The sequence below is a fragment of the Clostridium sp. TW13 genome (assembly GCF_024345225.1).
Taxonomy (GTDB): Bacteria; Bacillota; Clostridia; order Clostridiales; family Clostridiaceae; genus Inconstantimicrobium; species Inconstantimicrobium mannanitabidum.
Map to the genome: position 1 here is coordinate 39,210 of NZ_BROD01000002.1, position 14,065 is coordinate 53,274.

Sequence of the window (14,065 nt, forward strand, 5' to 3'; positions counted from 1 at the left end):
ACTAAATGTTTTTAGTAGTTAATTTTTTCTTATGAAGAATAAATGAAGTATTGATATTTGACTGTAAAAGGAATGTAATCACAAAATTTACATAAAAATATAAGTTATATATACTATATGTAGTTGTTTCTGTTAATATTTATCCAATAGCTAGCATTCGTAACACTCCAACTTTATATGAAACTCCTCTTGCTAAAGTCAGATGAGTACTCACAGAGTAAGCGACCATCATCAAATCATAGATTTGAGATGTCTGCTTAACCGATTCACACTAAATTGATTTTAATGAAGTTAACTAATTCATTAGTTAACTAAGTTCAAGTAACCAAATCATAGATTTTGACTTTCACTTATTTGCTTAAGTTGGAGATAACAGCTGCACGCTCCTGGACGAGGTACCCCTTGAGGGTGTAAGTTCAACTAAGATTCACTTGATATAGTACATTAATCTAATTAAGGTAGGGGTCAATATGGAGATAACATATTCAAATACATATGAAGATTTAATTGATATGTATAAATTCAGATATCTAAATGATAAATCTAACAAAAAAAGCTTAACTTTTGGAAAAATTTTAACTCTATTAATAATTATGCTTTCTTCTTTTATAATAGCTTTATTGATATTTGAATCTAGTGTATACGTCTATTATATATCAATCTGTATTAGCATATTTTGTGTTCTTTTTGCCTATAAAAGTAACTTTAATTTTTATAAACTTCGTGCTAATCATAATATTTCTAATATCCTAAAACAATTAGACTATAGTAATCTTCTAAATCCTATTACATTAACATTAACTGAAGAAAGTATAAAAAAAGAAAGAAATGGTTCAATTGATATAATCACTTGGAATCATGTGCAAGTTATTGAAAATTATAAAAATAAAATATACTTGAGATTTAAAAATAATGATGAAGTAATCATCCCAGAAGACACTTTTAAAGATAAAGGAGAAACGAAACTGTTTTTAGAATTTATCAATAGTCATGTCATTACAGCTTCTTAGTTTAACCTTTGGTTTATTTAGTTTTTTATAATTAAATAACTCTGTAATTATTAATAAAAGTATTTAAGAGGTGGAAAGTAAATATGAAAATAAATTATACTAATAATTTAGATGAGGTAGTGGAAATTAATCATGTTCTCTTAATGGATAGTCCTATAGTGAAAAGAAGGATTAATATGTGTAGGATTGTTTTGCCTATAATATTAGTAGTGTTTCTTTTAGTTTTAAACTTCTATTCTGGCATTGTATTTATAATAATTAAATGTACATATATATTATTAGCCTTATTACTCGCAGTATTCTATAAAAAATATTATGCAAGTAAACTATATAAAGTATTATATAGAAGAATAACAGAGTCTGAGGATTTATTAAAAAATATTACTTTAACTTTAAATGAAACTGGTATATGTAAAGAAGTAGATGGAGATATATTATCAACTCCTTGGAATGAAATTCAAAATATTAAACTTATAAACGAACATATAGTAATAAATCTAACTACCCATAAGTTTTTTGTAGTGCCTATAAGAGCATTTAGTAATGAAGCTGAGAAAAATTCCTTTGTGCAAATAATGAAAGATCATATTAATTACAACTAGTGCGGGAATCATGTAAAATAAAATGACATTTTTTAGATCTACATGGTTTTATTTTATTTAAATTTAGAATTTTATCATAGGATTATGCACAATGCTAATTTAAATAGAAATACGGAGGAATTGATATGAAAAAGGTTCTTAAAAATTTTCTGTGGTCTTTAGGCATTACTTTGCTGATTATATTAATAGCACTTGTGGGAAATGAGTTATTGACTCATAAAAATAATTTAATAACAAAAGAAGGATTTGTATTGTTTTCTCAGTATAATAATGTTTCAGATAGTATACCTAAGGTTCAAAACATACTAGAAAAGTTTCCTCAACTGAAGATATATTTAGAAAATGATTTAAACAAAAAAGTTAATGACCCGGATACAATAAAGAAATTTGGAAATATAGCTGGCCTTTATGAAAATAATAATATATATATAAGTACACTTAATAATAGTACGACTCTATTTCATGAACTTGGACATGCTATAGATGCCTATATGGGTTGTTATTCAGCGTTAGGATATGCAGCTGAGGATTTTAGATATACTTTATCTTCAAATGACGACTTTAAAAAGCTTTATGAAAAATATAAAAACACTTCTATATTTACGGAATACGGCAGAAACCCTTCCTCAGATACAAGAAAGTGCTTATCAGAAGGCTTTGCAGAGATGTTTGCAAACTATATATCTGATAGAAATAAGGTAGATAAGGAAGTTGCAACATATTTTGATAATATAGTAAAAATGATAAATGAGTTAAAACCAACAGAAGTGGTACATTCGTTAAAATAATAATATTAGATATAATATAAATTAACCTATTATTTAGCCAGCTTTATAAGAGCTTGGCTATTTTTTTGCTATCAAATCTAACTTATAAAAAAATTTATTTTCCATGTTTACAAATTAAAGACAAAACTCTCTTTATATTAATGTAATTACTTCAAGCTTGATTTAAATTATAAAATTAAATATTAATAAAAAGGGGTTTTTAATATGTCAAATGTACTTCCAAACGTAGCACCTGGAAATATAGTATCAGGTGGTTTCACTTATCCAAATAATGCTCAAGTTGTAGGGGATGACCTTTATATAAGAGATGCAAGTGGAAATCAAATAGCAGGTAGATCAGTAAGCAATGGAGATAAGATAACAGTACTTGATGTTGGTTATACAAAACAACTAGTATTAGTTCAATACCCAGCAGGTAGTGTTGTAAGACAAGGTTATGTAAACAATGTAACTTCTCTTATAAAATATTTTCATCAAGGAGAATGGCATAATGGATCAACTTCAGAAACTGTATATGATGGCAATGATGCAGTCATAGGTTCTCTAGATCCACATGAATCAGCTACACCATTATATAAAGCAGGTGGAAAAACACATGTAGTATATAACACTTCTAAAGGTGCCAATACTAAATCTGGATATGTTGTTTATGCAGGTGGCAGCTCTTCAGATGGTGGTTCAACTGGCGGTTCTACTGGAGGAACTACTACTGGATTAGTATCAGATAAATTGGTTGATTTTGTAAAATCCTTCGAAGGTTTTTCAGATCATGCTTATGATGATGGAACAGGAGTTATGACCATAGGTTACGGTACAACAGATAAGAGTAAGGTTGCTTTAGGTCATTGCACAGAAGCTCAAGCTAGACAATGGCTAATGGATGACATTAATGCTACTGCTAGTCAAGTAAAACAAATTTTCGCATCTAGAGGGGTAACTTTTAAACAAAATGAATTTGATGCTTTATGTAGCTTTGCTTATAACTGTGGCACAGGTGCTTTTTGTGATAAATACGAAATATTCAGAAATATATGCAGCGGGGTAAGGGATGAGCGTATTAGAGAAAACTTCTTAGCTTGGACTGGTCCAGCAAGTGTAAAAGCTGGATTAACTGTAAGAAGAAATGCAGAATGTGATATGTTCTTATATGGAACTTACAAAAACCACTAAATAAAAAATATAGCAAAGGACTGTTGAGCTTTCAACAGTCCTTTAATATATAAACTTTTATATATTAATAAAAAGTCACTTATTTTAAATTCACTTTTCTGCATTATTTTCTATTAAGTTGTAAATACACTCCTCCACCAGATAAAATCAAAGTGTTTTTATCTTTTATATAGAAACTACAGCCCGTATATTTTTTAGAATTGATAACTTCTACTTCAGTAACGCTATTACCTTTTATCCCTAATTTATCTAAAGTAACATGATTCCTCGTCTCACTTGCAATAGTATCATTTGATACTGTTTTTTTCTGATAAATAGGGTTAGTTATTATATTATTCAAGTCACTTACGTTTTCAGCGAAAGAGATTGACTGCTCTTTTGAGAAAATAACAGTTTTGCCTATAATCTTATTTAAGTCTTCATCAGTAAAAGTTGTTACTTTATTACTTGCTAGTTTTTTAGAAATAGTCCAAGTTCCATAAAATGATGGTCGAATCTCATTATTCTTTGAACCAGAGTCATTTTTAGTTGGTTGTTGGTTTGAATTTGAATTATTCTCCTTTGTTGTTTGTTGGTTTGAGTCTGAATTACCAGCCGTTGAATTATTATCAGTGTTATCATTTGCTGTCTGATCTTTTGAAGTTGTATCGCTATTTTGAGATGTATTAGTCTTTGAAGAAGCATCCTTCACATCATTACTATTGCTACATCCACCTAAAAAAACACACATTAAAACTAATATGGGTATTATCTTCTTTTTATTCATAATTCACATTTCCTTTCAAATATATTCTTTAACTTACTATAAGATAATTATAAAGTCCGGAATTTAATGTCGAATAATACATATTATACCTTGTATTCTTTATTTAATCAAATGAACATAATGTTTCTAATACAGAACCAAAGATTCAATAAATAAATTTTAAACATAAATTCTATTTATTATTCATAACCCAATACCTACCTAAAACACAGGAAAATAGCATTGCAATTCACTTTTGCAATGCTACTTTTTCATACCTTAATATTTTGAGTCTTGGTTTTAATAATTCTAGCGCTAGCCTTCACTCCATCCTCATAATGGTTTGTTATATACATACGTTTATCAAGAATTAAATCCATTACCTTTGACACTTCTTCCTTTGTAACATTATCTTTAGCAAAGGGTATGTTTACAGTCTTAGTAGCTCCTTGAGTTCTATTTAGAAACACTAATGCTAATGTTTTAGACATAATCTCACCTCACAGTCTTAAATTAATTTGTTAATAAGTATCTATCAACCCTTTGAAATACCTTTGGCATATTAGGGTCCATTAAGTTAGCCATAGCAGAGCATACAGAATAAATATCTTCATCAGTATTCTCTTGATCAATATTAATAAGCTTCAATTTCTGATATACAGGTGTGTTATTAGTACCTGATACACCTGTTTGTACCTTGATTACAAGGTCTTTGGCTATTTGTGATTTCTCCATTGTGATTCCCCCTTTCTATTATTCACTTATTAGATCATAGGTTTCTTCAGTTAAAACATAGTAACCATTATTTTTTTCAAGAAGGCTAGCAATACCTTCACCAACAGCAAGCATATCAGTATCGCTAATTGCTGGATTTAGATTATCAAAGGTTTGGATGGTGAAAATATCATTTCCTCGCTGATCTTGCTTGAATGTAGCTTTTATTTTTAAAGCATGATTAGATAAAACTGCTTTTATGACCATAAACACACCTCCTTAAGGTTTAAGTCAGCTGAAAGAATATAAGCTTATATGCTAGTTTATTTGAACTTGTTATATATTTTCAGATGCCTTAACATATATACGTAAATTTACAGAATATTTAATAAATTAAGTAGCTTTAAAATCTACATATGGTATAATTAATTTAAGGTTACACCATATATTGATTTAGGAATAAGAGAAGAATAGAGCATTAAGCTCTATTTTTTTGCAAAAAAATAAGGCCTACTATTGAGGACCTTATTTCATATAGGAGTTTTCTTGGAAATTTATTAATTACTATAGAGTAATCTTATCTACGTTTCTTTCTATTATTTCTGCTGAAGACTTAGATACAAGAGCTCCCTTAGGAAGCTTAAAAGCCTTCTTTTCAATTATAGTATCCATTAATCCCTTAACTTCATCAGTAGTAACATTTTCTTTTACGTTATTTACAGAAATAGAAGCCTTGTTTCCTGCATCTGTAGCAAAAGTCATGCTTAATGATTTAGACATATTGTTTCACCTCACTTTCAATATATTTTGCATTTTACTAAGCTTGAGCTAGTTTGTACAATTCATTTTTTAGGACAACCTTGTTACCAGCTGCCATTACCCCACCAATAGCAGTTGCAACAGCAAATAGATCTTCATCAGTTGCAGTGTCAGCAACATTCCCAAACTTTTGAGTTGTATAAACTGGATTACCATTCTTTGTACCAGTCTCAAGTTTGATATTTAGAGATCTTTCTTGTTTTGTAGCAGTTATAGCCATAAAAACACCCCCTTTTTATTTGGGCACCACTTCAGATGCCTTATGTCCATATATACGTAACTAATAAAAAAATTAGCAAGTTAGATAAGATTAATATTTGTTACCTAATTAATATCTATTCGGAGCAGGTTCATACTGCTTTATTTTATATATTCAGACTTAGAATAAATGCAGTAATATTAAATACTAATTACACAAAACTATCTATTCTCTTGTTCCTGGAAAAGGAACAACTCCTATTGTATTTTTTGGTGATAGAAGTTGGTATGGTTATGCTTATTAATAGAAAATTTATATTGTTTTAATTTGATTTATTAGTAATTAATGAAAAAAAACTTAGAAATAATTAATTCTAAGTCTCTTTTTAAACTTTTCTTTATGTGACAACGTATAATATTAAAAGGGAGTGACGTAAATGAAAAAAGTTTATCTTTGTTTAGCTATTATATCTTGTATAAGTATAGTAACTATAATCGGATGTTCCAAAGCAAAAAATAATTTTGAAGATAAAAAAATAATGAATAATACTGCAACTAGTATGACTTCCCCAGTGCAAACACTTTATAACTTAGCAGTTCCATATAAAATAATATATTATAAAAACGGAAAGAGTACTGTTATTTCAAAAGAAGATAAAAATTTTAATGCTATAGTTGATGAAACTAAAGGACGAATTAAGACCATTAAGGATCAATATAAAAGTTTATTCTCTGTTGATGAATTTAAACAAAAAGGATTTTTGTTAGAATTTGATTATTATAAAAAAGAGACCTTACAATATGTTAATGCGAAAGGTATAAACACAACTATAACTTATACTAAGTTGTATTTTAATTTGGATGTGAAGGATGATACTAGTAATTTAATGAGCTTTGAAGGAGAAGGGTTTAATCCTATAGGTCCATTATCTAATAGTGATAAGTTGCTTGATTTGTTGAATAATTAGTAATTTTACATACTATGATGCTATCAAGTGCATAAAAGATTAAAAAGGGCTATACAATTTTGTGTAGCCCTTTTTAATCTTTTTATTTTATTAAATAACCTTCCTAATCTCCATCTTCAATTTCCTAAGTATCTTATTCCTTTTTCTAATAGCTCTGAAGTACTCCATGTTCTTTCTTTCAGCGTAGGTTTTCATGGAAACCCCATTGTAATATACGAGGAATATAAGCTCAAATTCATCTTCAGAGAGCTTTGATAAAGCACTTCTAAGTTCATTGAAGTTTTCAAGTCTTATAAAATCATCCTCAATATCAGTTTGGCTCATAAGACATTCAATAAATTCAGCATTTCCTTCATTTGAAATTCTTTCATTTAGGCTCACATTATCACTATGTTTTATATTGTGTCTTGTAAGGTCTAAGATTGCATTTAAAATTGTTTGAAAGGCATAGCTGCTAAAGGTATTAGAGCCTATCTTATACTTGTCTATAGAATTGATTAATGCTACATAGGCTGTTTGAGCTAGGTCGTATATATCTAGGTAGCTAACATAGTATTTGTTTGCTGTTTTGAAAATAAAAGGCTTATATTGATCCAGAAGCATTAGAATAGCTTCGTTATCTCCTTCTTTGGCTTTTATAACACATTGTTCAATTTGTTTATGATCCATAAAACACCACCTTAATAAAATTAAGGCTTCACCATATATTTACATATTACTAATACGTGAATTTTTTGGAAATTGCACTTAAATACAAGGAAATTCTTGATTTAGATAGAATATAAAGAAGGGTTGAGATTTTTTTCTCCATAAAAGACGGCATGGACGAAAAAACTTGAAATAAAGAATAGAATAAAGTATATTAAGTAATATAAAGTCATGTTAAATAACTAAAATAATTATAAATAAAATTACTATAAAAAGCAAACGATCCCATATGATGCGAAGTTTCTCAGGCCAAACATCATATAGGATCTCAAAAAATAATTAAGTAAATAAATAATTAGTTTAATAATTGTTTATTTATTTAGTTTATTTTTGTTGTTTTCACTTACGATTATACATATTAGTGTATCATAAGTCAACAAAAAAAGTACGGTTCTGAACCCTTGCTGATTATAGTAAAATAAAGGATTTGGAGCGTTTTTTTATGAAAATTAAGCCTATTTTAGACTACTTTACAGGACATAAAACCAGTGTTAATGGCATTGACCACAGACAATGCTTTTTTGTATTAGGTTAGTGACTGTATATGATAACAGCAATTAGAAATTTAGAAAACCGTTCAAAAAACGAACTGAAATTGAACGGTGATGAAAAGATTATTAACATGGCAATAACTCAGCTGGATCTTTTGCATAATAAGGATGATGGATTTATAACCATAGCTGTAAAGAAGGATAATCGCTTTCTTCAGTATCATTATAAGATTCAGAGCTTAAGAGCCAACATAGGTAAGGTTTTAAGTATTGAAGATGTCAATATATATGTATCTCCAAACAGTTATTTTAAGCCATATAGAAGGATTGAAAACATAAGAAAACTTAATGCTCTGTACATTGATATAGATTTTTATAATAGTAAACATTACCAAAACAGTAGCTATGATGGAGTTAAATATATTTTAGAACATGATTATTTTGGCAAAACTGTGCCTGAGCCAAGCTTTATAATAAATACAGGTCGAGGCATGGCTGTTTATTGGCTTATAGAGCCAGTACCCTATAAGGCGCTCCCCCTTTGGAATGGACTTCAAAAGTACTTACTTAAAGAGCTTGAAGACGTGGGTGCAGATTCAAAAAGCATAGATAGTGCCAGAATAATGAGGCTTGCTGGAAGCACGAATCAAAAAAATAAGGTTAAAGCTCAGATAGAAATTTATAATGATTACATCTATTCTTTAAGAGAAATCCAAGAAAATTACCTTCCAGAGCTAACCCCTTATGTTAAAAACCCAATGCACAAGCAAAAGGGCAGAAAAGCAAAGGTTGTAAAGCTATATAATATGTTTTCCTTGCACCACGCAAGACTCTTGGATCTTATAAAGCTTCAAGAGCTTAGACAAGGCTATTGCCGTAATAGCGATGGGGAATTAGTAATTCATGGACAACGAGAGCTTATGTGCTTTTTATATCGCTACTGGTCCAACTGCTTCACAGGGGATAAGGAAAAAGCCTTAGAAGATACTTTAGAGTTTAATAGCAACTTTAAGAAGCCACTTAGTAATAAAGAAGTTGAAAAAATAACTGAATCAGCAAATCGTGCTTATGAAGAATGGCTACTTAATGATTTTAACCTTGTTAAAAATGAAAAAGGCGAGGTAGATGAAGCCACTAAGGTAAAGCTCCAAAAGGTTATAGGAAGAAGCAAGGTATACAAAACATTAGGATATAACTATAAAAATGCTACTTTGATTCAGCTCCTAAGCATTACAGCTGAAGAAATGAAAGAGCTTAGCACAATTATTGATAATAAAGAAAAAAGATGTAGGGATTATTCAAATAGAAAAGTTAAAAGAAGAAATGACATAGGGTTAAATAGGAGAGAACGTGAAAAATTAAATAGAGTAGAAGCCATTAAGGAGTTGAGAGAGCAGGGCTTAACCCAAAAGGAAGTGGCTGAAAAACTAGGTGTTAGTGAGCGAACAATAAGGCGATACGATAATTTGTAAAATTCTCTATATTTTCAAAAAAACTAACCGGACACGAAACGGTGTCTTAAATTATATGGGCGTAGCCTGTTTACTCCCGAATTTCTAATAAAGTACGGGTAGTGGCTACTTCTAAAAGAATTTATAACATAGAACAAGATTGAGTCTTAACTTATAGAAAAAAACCTCTATAGTACAAATTACTATGGAGGCTTTTCTTTTATGCAGCATGGTTGGTATTATCATTGTTGCCACCTAATTTCAAAATTAGGCATCTTCAAAAAATAAATAAGTCCATCTGCTAGTCTATTTGATCTTATACTGTGTCAACAGAACCCTTAGATATCTCTGCTATCTGCGGAACCTATTTCCTTGTCTAAGTCCAAATATCCGTCGCATATTTGGACTTGTTATTTATTTTCAGATGCCTTAATAACAATTGAAAGGTTATATATGGATTCAGTTAATTTATCTATCTTAGTCTCAACTCTGATAAGTAAGTAGCCAGCAACGGCTATTGGAAAGCCAACATTGGCTACAAGCTTTATGAAATCTTCCATTGGTGTGTCCTCATTAAATAATATTTGTTTATATATACGGAGGAGCTTTCAAAATTTAGGAGCTTTACTTAAAAAATAAATTATTAGTAATCAGAAATAATCATAGAATGAAGTATTGATACTATGGAGAAATATATGTTATTTTATACATATATAGAATATTAAAGGGACTAAGTATTGTTGCTGTATTTGTGTTTTCATGAAATATATGGTGTTTATAATACTTGGAAAGACATTTTCAAGTAGCACACTCAAAAATATTAGATACTACAAACATTATACTTAATTGCTTACATGGATTTATTAGATATTTTATATGTAATATTTTTTTAAAATAGTGGTTCTAATTATGGAGGCTAAAATTGAAAAAAAATTTTTATCGAAAAAAAGCATTAATTTTCATAGCTGTTATTGTGGTTATAATTTTTACTATGCTATTCTTTGTTTTTCAAAATATTAATTCTGAGATTTCAATAAATGCATATAAAAAAGTAGAAAATTCATCTCATCTTTTATACGTTTCTGGAGTTGACATGTCAACTGTGAAACCTAGTGACATAAAGAAAGTAACTATAGGATTCACATTCTCAAAAAATAGAATAATGAGAAAACATGTTAAAGTAAGTTCAGAAGATTTAGATAATTTTATATTGAACAACCCAAATATAAAATTATTAGGAGACGGAAGTCTTGAATATCCTTACGAACTACAATATGACCGAGAAGTTACATTTTACGCACCTAAGCTCAAAAAGGATGACATAACTAAATTGTTTGAAAACTTTAAAGTATGTGTAACTTGGGAAGATATCTTTGGGAAAGAATGTAGTAAAACATTTTATCTAAAGGATTGTAAGTGGAATTAGTGTATCAATAACTTACTTAATATTAGGATAAAGAATAGAAACCTGTAGGATAGGGAAATAATTAAATTAAGCAAATTATTTTATTTTTTATTATCCTCAGTAGATCTACTAAGTTATTTATACTTTCCAAGTTAATTCATCGAAATATACTCCCAATAAGCATAAATTTAGTTTATTTCACCGTAAAGTATATGGTGATGCATCAAAATAATATTTATTGGAGGTTTGTATAATGGAAAATCAGTTTTTTGTAGATAATGAAGTAGTTAAAAAAATAGATGGTGAAGCTACTTATGATAAGTTTGCTATTGCTTCAACTCTTTTTGATACAAGCTTTAAGGGTTCAAAATGCCACTTACTTGAAGGAAGAATTCTAAGAAATTGTGAGGCTTGTAATTTAGAGCCCATTTGCAAAGGCATTGATAACTTAGTTGAAAACTATATTGAAGCAACATCAACTGTGAACCAAAGCTTTGCCTTTGAATAAAAAAATCTTCTCCTAAATTTTTTGTTTTCTAAAAGATAATAGAATTGAGTAAAAAGCCCAATGCTAGGCACACATAAATAAAGCAATTCAGATGCAGATCTGAATTGCTTTTTAATTGCAAATAAATTAGTACTTTATATAATATACTTTTCTAATGCTTTTGCTACACCATCATCATCATTAGAGAAAGTTATATCATCAGCACATTTTTTCACCTCATCTGGAGCATTTCCCATGGCAATTCCTAAACCAGCAAACTTTATCATGTCCATGTCGTTATAATTATCTCCTATAGCAATTACTTGTGATTTTGATATATTAAACATTTTACATAAAAATTCAATTGCTGAAGTTTTAGTTGCACTAACAGGCATTATTTCTAAATACGTAGGCTTTGATGGATATACATTTAACTTGTCAAAATGATACCCTTGAATTTTCTTATTTAATTCTTTTATGTTACTTGAGCTGGACATACATAATATTTTATTAGGTCCTGAATTTTTCTGAGCCCATATGCTAAATAAATCAGCAAATTTAACAATTGTTGGCTTAATATTTGTTATTTCGCTTTCTTGCTGCGCCCACTCATCCATTTCTTCTACATACCATTCATTATTTCTATATAAACTTACATGTATATTTAGGTCCTTCATAATACCATATAGAGGCTTAACATCAGAAAGTGATATTGTATTATTCAATAAAATTGTATTGTTACTTTGAATTAAAGAACCACTGTAGCAAATAATTGGTTGAATTATGTTAAGCTCTTCTTGTAAAAATAATATCCCTTTTGGCATTCGTGCTGAGACTAGTATTATTGGAATTTGTTTTTCTTCTGTGATTTTATAAATAATTTTTTTTGTATTTTCAGAAATCATATGCTTAGAATTTAATAGTGTCCCATCAATATCTAAGCACACCATTTTAAAATCCATTATTAAATCACCACCTAATATAATAAATAATTATTAATACACTTACACCATACTATGATTAGTAACATAAGTAAATTGTTTCAATAATAAACAATGATTTTGTCATGGTTTATCATAAATCAAACAGGAAAACGTACATTTTCATAAGGTCTAAACATTCTATACCAAGTCATGACCACCCGGAAAACGGGTGGCTTGCACTGCGCCTATAAGGCTTTATTGCTGGCGGTGCTACTCGCACCTTTTAGGTTTGCCAACCGCATGCCTTTACTGGCTGCACCTAAAAGGTGCTCTATTTTTTGCTTTTTTCTACTCATAGCTAAAAGCTTTTTAGAACCACAGGTATAACCTGTGGTATTCAAAATACAAGAAATAGGCTATATATTGAAACCAATGTCCAATATATGGCCTATTCTTATACATATAGGGGTTGTACTCCAAAATATATGGGTACAAATATTTCTAATTATTAAAGCTATAATTATCTCCTAAGTTGTTGTCCCAATGTTGTACCCCATCTAATAAATAATACACTGAAAATTTTATTTGCTTTCCTTTTTCCACTGGTACTTTTGCAATCCAACAATTTGTATCATTACTGTAAGATATATCAGTTGCGTTAGTTGCATCTACATCCTTATAAGTAGTCCAATTATCTTCACTATAACGTATTCTGATTGCTTCAGGGGTTACTGATTTTTTTGTTGCAATATAACAAGATAAACCACTGTCAGATTGTCCATAGGAAATAACATGGGGTCTGCTTTCTGCAAAGTCAATTCCTACATAATTTTTACCATTATTATTATCCCAATAAGTTTGTCCATTCACTTCATATTTAATGCAGTATTGAATTTGTCCAAAACCATAATGATCAAATTCTGAAGGTGTTTCAAACTTCCATATCTCATATCCATCTAAAGCGTTAGTTTTAACATAAGTTGCAGCTATGTCATTCCATACATTGCTTGCTTGAGGTCCAGTATAACTATAGTGAACAGTAACCTTCTTATCATATGCAAAATTTTTTACAGCGATATATCCAAAGTAATGCCCTGTTTCTGAAGAGTCGCCAACTCCATTGCTATAGTATAATTGAACTGGTACATCATTTGTATCTGCTTTAGCAGATATTGTATGTCCTAAAGTAAGAGTAGTTGCTAAAACTAAAAGAGAAGTAATAAAACTGAATATTTTTTTTGAAATTTTCATAAAATCACTCCTTTAAATTATTAATAACATGTTATCAATGTTGTTATACATTTAAATATAAAATATGTCAATTATTGTTATTGTATTAGAAATAGCTTAATAAACGTATACACCGCAATAGCACTACATATAGCTCTAATTTTTGAATTATTATACTTATATTCAATTTAATTGAATGCTATTTGTGCATACATTCCATTAAAATAATTCCTTCGACTTTCCTCAATTAAACTTGTTTATAATCTATATAGGCTTCTAAATTTATTCCTTGCAAAAATACTCTCCTAAAGAAGAAATGAAGGTTTATACACAAAATTGGAACTCATTATATTAAA

Annotated in this window: 18 protein-coding genes; 8 read left to right on the top strand and 10 right to left on the bottom strand. The window is 29.2% G+C overall.

Annotated elements, in window-relative coordinates:
• The first annotated feature begins 470 nt into the window (after positions 1 to 470).
• The 4 genes from OCU47_RS21495 to OCU47_RS21510 all read left to right on the top strand — a co-directional run bounded on the left by OCU47_RS21495 (position 471) and on the right by OCU47_RS21510 (position 3,570).
• Positions 471 to 1,010 (top strand): hypothetical protein, encoded by a 540-nt coding sequence (locus OCU47_RS21495; RefSeq protein ID WP_261830004.1) that lies wholly within the window; start codon positions 471 to 473, stop codon positions 1,008 to 1,010.
• Between the two features lie 83 nt (positions 1,011 to 1,093).
• A complete protein-coding gene (locus OCU47_RS21500) occupies positions 1,094 to 1,612 on the top strand; it encodes a YcxB family protein (RefSeq protein ID WP_261830003.1) in 519 nt (172 codons plus the stop codon).
• Positions 1,613 to 1,737: 125 nt separating this feature from the next.
• Positions 1,738 to 2,400, top strand: a complete 663-nt coding sequence (locus tag OCU47_RS21505) for a hypothetical protein (RefSeq protein WP_261830703.1) — start codon at positions 1,738 to 1,740, stop codon at positions 2,398 to 2,400.
• 204 nt (positions 2,401 to 2,604) lie between these two features.
• Positions 2,605 to 3,570, top strand: coding sequence for a lysozyme (locus OCU47_RS21510; protein WP_261830704.1), 966 nt, complete (start codon positions 2,605 to 2,607; stop codon positions 3,568 to 3,570).
• A 103-nt stretch (positions 3,571 to 3,673) separates the two neighbouring features.
• On the opposite strand, the gene OCU47_RS21515 is transcribed toward OCU47_RS21510, so the two are convergent.
• The 6 genes from OCU47_RS21515 to OCU47_RS21540 all read right to left on the bottom strand — a co-directional run bounded on the left by OCU47_RS21515 (position 3,674) and on the right by OCU47_RS21540 (position 6,068).
• Positions 3,674 to 4,336, bottom strand: coding sequence for a hypothetical protein (locus OCU47_RS21515; RefSeq protein WP_261830705.1), 663 nt, complete (start codon positions 4,334 to 4,336; stop codon positions 3,674 to 3,676).
• 251 nt (positions 4,337 to 4,587) lie between these two features.
• Positions 4,588 to 4,806 carry a DUF2922 domain-containing protein gene (locus OCU47_RS21520; protein WP_261830706.1) on the bottom strand — a complete coding sequence of 73 codons (219 nt, stop codon included), beginning with the start codon at positions 4,804 to 4,806 and terminating at the stop codon, positions 4,588 to 4,590.
• Positions 4,807 to 4,828: 22 nt separating this feature from the next.
• The gene (locus OCU47_RS21525; RefSeq protein ID WP_261830707.1) at positions 4,829 to 5,050 is read right to left on the bottom strand and encodes a DUF1659 domain-containing protein; all 222 of its coding nucleotides are present in this window, start codon (positions 5,048 to 5,050) and stop codon (positions 4,829 to 4,831) included.
• An 18-nt stretch (positions 5,051 to 5,068) separates the two neighbouring features.
• A complete protein-coding gene (locus OCU47_RS21530; RefSeq protein WP_261830708.1) occupies positions 5,069 to 5,296 on the bottom strand; it encodes a DUF1659 domain-containing protein in 228 nt (75 codons plus the stop codon).
• Between the two features lie 297 nt (positions 5,297 to 5,593).
• Positions 5,594 to 5,809 carry a DUF2922 domain-containing protein gene (locus OCU47_RS21535; protein WP_261830709.1) on the bottom strand — a complete coding sequence of 72 codons (216 nt, stop codon included), beginning with the start codon at positions 5,807 to 5,809 and terminating at the stop codon, positions 5,594 to 5,596.
• 37 nt (positions 5,810 to 5,846) lie between these two features.
• Positions 5,847 to 6,068 (bottom strand): DUF1659 domain-containing protein, encoded by a 222-nt coding sequence (locus OCU47_RS21540; protein ID WP_261830710.1) that lies wholly within the window; start codon positions 6,066 to 6,068, stop codon positions 5,847 to 5,849.
• Positions 6,069 to 6,483: 415 nt separating this feature from the next.
• Here OCU47_RS21540 and OCU47_RS21545 point away from each other — a divergent pair, with 415 nt between their 5' ends.
• Positions 6,484 to 7,014, top strand: a complete 531-nt coding sequence (locus OCU47_RS21545; RefSeq protein ID WP_261830711.1) for a hypothetical protein — start codon at positions 6,484 to 6,486, stop codon at positions 7,012 to 7,014.
• A 90-nt stretch (positions 7,015 to 7,104) separates the two neighbouring features.
• Here OCU47_RS21545 and OCU47_RS21550 read toward each other — a convergent pair whose 3' ends face one another.
• Positions 7,105 to 7,683, bottom strand: coding sequence for a sigma-70 family RNA polymerase sigma factor (locus tag OCU47_RS21550; RefSeq protein WP_261830712.1), 579 nt, complete (start codon positions 7,681 to 7,683; stop codon positions 7,105 to 7,107).
• A 583-nt stretch (positions 7,684 to 8,266) separates the two neighbouring features.
• On the opposite strand from OCU47_RS21550, the gene OCU47_RS21555 reads away from it, so the two are divergent.
• Positions 8,267 to 9,685 carry a helix-turn-helix domain-containing protein gene (locus OCU47_RS21555; protein WP_261830713.1) on the top strand — a complete coding sequence of 473 codons (1,419 nt, stop codon included), beginning with the start codon at positions 8,267 to 8,269 and terminating at the stop codon, positions 9,683 to 9,685.
• 389 nt (positions 9,686 to 10,074) lie between these two features.
• Here OCU47_RS21555 and OCU47_RS21560 read toward each other — a convergent pair whose 3' ends face one another.
• A complete protein-coding gene (locus tag OCU47_RS21560; RefSeq protein WP_261830714.1) occupies positions 10,075 to 10,224 on the bottom strand; it encodes a YvrJ family protein in 150 nt (49 codons plus the stop codon).
• Between the two features lie 362 nt (positions 10,225 to 10,586).
• Here OCU47_RS21560 and OCU47_RS21565 point away from each other — a divergent pair, with 362 nt between their 5' ends.
• Together OCU47_RS21565 and OCU47_RS21570 are read left to right on the top strand one after the other, a co-directional pair.
• Positions 10,587 to 11,090, top strand: a complete 504-nt coding sequence (locus tag OCU47_RS21565; protein WP_261830715.1) for a hypothetical protein — start codon at positions 10,587 to 10,589, stop codon at positions 11,088 to 11,090.
• Positions 11,091 to 11,322: 232 nt separating this feature from the next.
• Positions 11,323 to 11,577: a hypothetical protein gene (locus tag OCU47_RS21570; protein WP_261830716.1), complete on the top strand. Its 255-nt coding sequence runs from the start codon at positions 11,323 to 11,325 to the stop codon at positions 11,575 to 11,577.
• Positions 11,578 to 11,711: 134 nt separating this feature from the next.
• On the opposite strand, the gene OCU47_RS21575 is transcribed toward OCU47_RS21570, so the two are convergent.
• Positions 11,712 to 12,518 (bottom strand): Cof-type HAD-IIB family hydrolase, encoded by an 807-nt coding sequence (locus tag OCU47_RS21575; protein WP_309297474.1) that lies wholly within the window; start codon positions 12,516 to 12,518, stop codon positions 11,712 to 11,714.
• 462 nt (positions 12,519 to 12,980) lie between these two features.
• Entirely contained in the window at positions 12,981 to 13,730 is a 750-nt protein-coding gene (locus OCU47_RS21580; RefSeq protein WP_261830717.1) for a CBM21 domain-containing protein, read from the bottom strand.
• Positions 13,731 to 14,065: the final 335 nt, after the last annotated feature.

What these genes read in the sequence shown, in the direction of transcription:
- OCU47_RS21495 (WP_261830004.1), top strand. Translation starts at nt 471, where the DNA reads ATGGAGATAACATATTCAAATACATATGAAGATTTAATTGATATGTAT.
- OCU47_RS21500 (WP_261830003.1), top strand. Translation starts at nt 1,094, where the DNA reads ATGAAAATAAATTATACTAATAATTTAGATGAGGTAGTGGAAATTAAT.
- OCU47_RS21505 (WP_261830703.1), top strand. Translation starts at nt 1,738, where the DNA reads ATGAAAAAGGTTCTTAAAAATTTTCTGTGGTCTTTAGGCATTACTTTG.
- OCU47_RS21510 (WP_261830704.1), top strand. Translation starts at nt 2,605, where the DNA reads ATGTCAAATGTACTTCCAAACGTAGCACCTGGAAATATAGTATCAGGT.
- OCU47_RS21515 (WP_261830705.1), bottom strand. Translation starts at nt 4,336, where the DNA reads ATGAATAAAAAGAAGATAATACCCATATTAGTTTTAATGTGTGTTTTT.
- OCU47_RS21520 (WP_261830706.1), bottom strand. Translation starts at nt 4,806, where the DNA reads ATGTCTAAAACATTAGCATTAGTGTTTCTAAATAGAACTCAAGGAGCT.
- OCU47_RS21525 (WP_261830707.1), bottom strand. Translation starts at nt 5,050, where the DNA reads ATGGAGAAATCACAAATAGCCAAAGACCTTGTAATCAAGGTACAAACA.
- OCU47_RS21530 (WP_261830708.1), bottom strand. Translation starts at nt 5,296, where the DNA reads ATGGTCATAAAAGCAGTTTTATCTAATCATGCTTTAAAAATAAAAGCT.
- OCU47_RS21535 (WP_261830709.1), bottom strand. Translation starts at nt 5,809, where the DNA reads ATGTCTAAATCATTAAGCATGACTTTTGCTACAGATGCAGGAAACAAG.
- OCU47_RS21540 (WP_261830710.1), bottom strand. Translation starts at nt 6,068, where the DNA reads ATGGCTATAACTGCTACAAAACAAGAAAGATCTCTAAATATCAAACTT.
- OCU47_RS21545 (WP_261830711.1), top strand. Translation starts at nt 6,484, where the DNA reads ATGAAAAAAGTTTATCTTTGTTTAGCTATTATATCTTGTATAAGTATA.
- OCU47_RS21550 (WP_261830712.1), bottom strand. Translation starts at nt 7,683, where the DNA reads ATGGATCATAAACAAATTGAACAATGTGTTATAAAAGCCAAAGAAGGA.
- OCU47_RS21555 (WP_261830713.1), top strand. Translation starts at nt 8,267, where the DNA reads ATGATAACAGCAATTAGAAATTTAGAAAACCGTTCAAAAAACGAACTG.
- OCU47_RS21560 (WP_261830714.1), bottom strand. Translation starts at nt 10,224, where the DNA reads ATGGAAGATTTCATAAAGCTTGTAGCCAATGTTGGCTTTCCAATAGCC.
- OCU47_RS21570 (WP_261830716.1), top strand. Translation starts at nt 11,323, where the DNA reads ATGGAAAATCAGTTTTTTGTAGATAATGAAGTAGTTAAAAAAATAGAT.
- OCU47_RS21575 (WP_309297474.1), bottom strand. Translation starts at nt 12,518, where the DNA reads ATGGATTTTAAAATGGTGTGCTTAGATATTGATGGGACACTATTAAAT.
- OCU47_RS21580 (WP_261830717.1), bottom strand. Translation starts at nt 13,730, where the DNA reads ATGAAAATTTCAAAAAAAATATTCAGTTTTATTACTTCTCTTTTAGTT.